Genomic DNA, 3,294 nt, shown 5'->3' on the forward strand with positions numbered 1-3,294 from the left:
AAGTCGGTTGATACTGATCCGCACGCGGCCCTCGCGGGCCTTACTTGTCGGGCTTCGCCCGCCAACTCCTCAATCGCCGGAGGGGCTGCGCTCGACTCCGTTCGACTGCGTCGCAATTGCTCCTTGCTGCTTTGCGTTTCGCAAAGCAGTTCTCTCACATGCGCTCGCGGCGCTTACCGCGCTTGTGCCCGTGAGAAGGCCGGGTTATTGAGGGAAATTCCGCTCGCGGCGCTGGCCGCGCTTGTGCCCGTGAGAAGGCAGGGTTGCGGGGGGAAATACAGGCCGCGCTTGTGCCCGTGAGAAAGCCGGGGGACAGTGGAAATACAGACCGCGCTTGTGCCCGCGAGAAAGCCGGGTCGCGGGGGGAAATACAAGCCGCGCCGAGTCCTGTGAGGGAAACAGGGCGCGGAAAAAAGCGCTTTTTACAGCCGAAAATCACCGCTTCTCCGGGATGACCTCGAGCCAGTAGTCGTCAGGATCGTTTACGAAGTAAATCCCCATGTCGGGGTTTTCGTAGCAGATGCAGCCCATCTTCTCATGGCGGGCGTGAGCCGCTTCATAATCATCGACCTTGAATGCCAGGTGAAATTCATTGTCTCCAAGATTGTACGGCTCCTTGCGATCCCGGAGCCAGGTCAGTTCCAGCTGATGTGAGCTGTTCCCGTCCTCCAGATAGACGATGATGAAGCTCCCGTCCTTCGCTTCGATCCGCCGCACTTCGTGCATGTCAAAGGCATCACGGTAGAATTTCAGGCTCTTTGCAAGGTCGAGCACGTTGAAGTTGTTGTGAACCATCCGGAATTTCATCGCAATTCTCCTCCTCATTATACGAAAGCTTATCCCGGAAATGACGGATTTTTCCGCCATTTCCGAAAAAATCACGGAAACAATCCGTTATTTCACCGCTTCCGCAAAAGTGCGGAAGTTGTTCCGCCAGAAGCCTGCCGGCGCCAGTTTCGCCGTCTCTCCATCCAGCTGACGGTTCATCAGCCGGAACCAGAATTCCGGATTTTTCAGCTTCAACTTCTGCTCCAGACGGGAGAAGAACTGACGCCGCACCCGCGCATCATCCAGCGGCAACGGCTCCGGCTCCGCCCCGGCACGGCGGCACACCACCTTCCCCGGACGAATCGAAATCACATCCGCCAATTCATGACTGGCAAGCTCCACATTGAAGCTGTTCGTCTCATTCACCCCTTCCAGCGTACGGACGAAATTCCGGAATTTCTCCGCCTCCTTCGGCAGCTCCTGACGCATCGCCCGGAATGTTCCCAGCAACGCCTTCTCCTCCTTGGAATCCGCCGCCGACGGCGCAATGAATTCCGACATGCTCCGCACCGCAGCCTTCAGCTCCGCATCCTCGCCATCCAATCCGGCTTTGTAGAATCCGGCCACCAGAGGCAAATAATATTTGCTCAGTTCCGTCTTCAATTCCGCCGCACGCGCAGCAAGCTGACGCTGCAGTTCCGCCGCCTGACGCTTCTGCTCCTCCGCCTGCTCCCGCAGAATCCGGGCCTGCTCCTCCCGCTGGCGGCGCGCCGCCGCTTCCGCCTCGGCACGCTCCCGCTTCGCTTCATCCGACGCTTCCCGCCGTTCCGCAATCTCCTTCAGATGGCGCTCACGAGCCGCCGCACGCGCCGGGGCCGCCCGGAGCACCTCGTCCAGTCTGCCGTACACCTCCTGCATCGTGCGGAGCGCAGTACGCTCCTCCTCCGTCTGCGGTTGCGGGAAGCGGGTGAAAAATTCGTCGCCCGCGGCAAGCTGCCCTTCCCGGTCGTCCGGCCGGTTCCGCACCAGCGTCAGGAACTTCTCGACACCATCCAGATACGCCTGACGGGTGGTCGGTTTCGGCGGCTCCGGCGGTTTCGGCGGCGGAACCGGTTCCACTTTTTTCTCCGGTTCCTCAGCGGCGGCCTTTTCCCGGGCGGCAAACCACTCCGCCACCGGCTTTCCATACGGCTTCAACGGTTCCGGCAGTTTGTCGCCCTTCGCCAGAAATACAAAGGTCCCGCCGGCGCCCAGCACCACGACCAGCACGATCCCCGCAATCAGCAGAATCAACTTCATCCGGCGCGAAAGATGCCGCCGCGGCGGCGGCTCCTCCTGCGGCGCTTCCGGTTCCGGAGCCATCTCGGGGCGGGGAATGTTCTCCGCCGTCATCGCGGCCGGTTTTTCCTCCGCTTTCGGCTTCTCCTCCGCCGCCGGAGCCGGGGCGGATGCGGGAGCCGGTGCCGGCACAGGAGCCGGCGACGGCGCGGAAGCACCCGTCACATTTCCGTCATTTTTCGGCGCAACATTAGAAACAGCAGCAGGTTGCGCCGGAGAAACATGAGCCGTCATTTTCGGAACTGCCGCTTTCGCCGCGGCAGGCAGCTTGAAGGTAGGGGCCGCCGCCTTTTTCCCGAATTTCAAGTTCAGCGTCGGCACGCCGGGTCCGGCCGGCCGGTAGTTGCGCATGAACATGTCGAGCGCTTTAATGAGCGGCGCCGGCGTCTGGTAACGATCCTCGATGTTGCGCGCCATCATCTTCATGATGATCGTGTTGAGCTCGTCGGGGACCTCCGGATTCACCTCCTTGGGCGGCGTCAGATTTCCGGCGACGTGCATCCGGGCGATCTCCTCGGCGGTATCCGCCACGTAGGGGAACCGGCCGGTCACGAACTGGTAGAGCGTCGCCCCCAGGCTGTAGATGTCGCTGCGCACGTCGGTGGGGACGCCGGTAAGCTGTTCCGGGCTGATGTACTGCGGAGTCCCCATCACCTCGTCACCGATCTCCTCATCGCGGTTTTCGTTCCCGGCCACCCGGGCGAGACCGAGGTCGGCCAGTTTGGCGAAGCCGTTGGCGTCGAGCATGATGTTGTCCGGCTTGATGTCCTGGTGGACCAGTTTCTGCTCGCGCCACGCCGCATCGAGGGCGCTGGCGATCTCGCGGACCACCTTGGCCGCCTGCATGAAGTCCAGCTTCTTCTGCCGCTGAAGGATCTGCTTGAAGGTCTCCCCCCGCACATACTCCATCGCGAAGTAGAAGATTCCGTTCTCCTCGCCGACCGCGTAGGCCTGCACGATGTTCGGGTGGTTGATCTTCCCCGCCGCCCGCGCCTCCCGGAAGAGGCTCTCGACATACTCCTTGTCGTTGAGAAAGCGGTCCTGCAGCACCTTGAGCGCCACCGGCCGGTCCAGCGAGAGCTGGCGGGCGAGAAACACCTCCCCCATCCCTCCCTTGCTGATCTCACGCTCGATCAGGAAATCCCCGATCACGGCTCCGGGAGAGGTGGGACTCTCCGGGAAATTCAC

Annotated in this window: 2 protein-coding genes; both read right to left on the bottom strand. The window is 61.8% G+C overall.

Features of this window, described 5'->3' with window-relative positions:
* Positions 1-435: 435 nt before the first annotated feature.
* Positions 436-807: a VOC family protein gene (locus ACMLHG_RS16065; protein ID WP_417171139.1), complete on the bottom strand. Its 372-nt coding sequence runs from the start codon at positions 805-807 to the stop codon at positions 436-438.
* Between the two features lie 87 nt (positions 808-894).
* A partial coding sequence (locus ACMLHG_RS16070) for a serine/threonine-protein kinase (RefSeq protein ID WP_417171140.1) occupies positions 895-3,294 on the bottom strand: 2,400 nt, incomplete at its 5' end.

It is taken from the genome of Victivallis sp., from assembly GCF_048170485.1.
GTDB lineage: Bacteria > Verrucomicrobiota > Lentisphaeria > Victivallales > Victivallaceae > Victivallis.

Coding starts and splice junctions, on each gene's coding strand:
- ACMLHG_RS16065 (WP_417171139.1), bottom strand. CDS start 807: ATGAAATTCCGGATGGTTCACAACAACTTCAACGTGCTCGACCTTGCA.